The sequence below is a fragment of the Pseudomonas sp. SIMBA_041 genome, assembly GCF_046535095.1.
Taxonomy (GTDB): Bacteria; Pseudomonadota; Gammaproteobacteria; order Pseudomonadales; family Pseudomonadaceae; genus Aquipseudomonas; species Aquipseudomonas mucoides.
In genome coordinates, this window is the sequence record NZ_JAWRXJ010000101.1 from 1 (window position 1) to 345 (window position 345).

Annotated in this window: 1 pseudogene; it reads right to left on the reverse strand. The window is 64.3% G+C overall.

What is annotated here, in order from left to right:
* Positions 1–14 precede the first annotated feature (14 nt).
* Positions 15–345 (reverse strand): annotated as a pseudogene (locus SB725_RS30405) (hypothetical protein); the annotation flags it as partial.

Sequence of the window (345 nt, forward strand, 5' to 3'; positions counted from 1 at the left end):
GCAGCCCCAGATACTCAGGCAACATCCACCAGCACGATCTCGCTGTCTTCGATGGCCGTAACCCGCAACACTGCTTCTTGCTCGATGGCCAGCCCATCACGTGCCTTGACGCGCACGCCGTTGACCTCCACCCCCCCCTTGGCCGGCACCAGATAACCACGGCGCCCGGCATCAAAGCGGTACTCGGCGCTTTCCCCCGCCTGCAACGTCGCAGCCACCAACCGTGCATCGGTACGAATCTGCAAACTGTCTTCGTCACCTGCACGCCCACTGGCCAGGGTCACGAAGCCTTCGCCACGTTCTCCTTTAGGGAAGGGCCGGCTGCCCCAGGTCGGCGCATCGCCC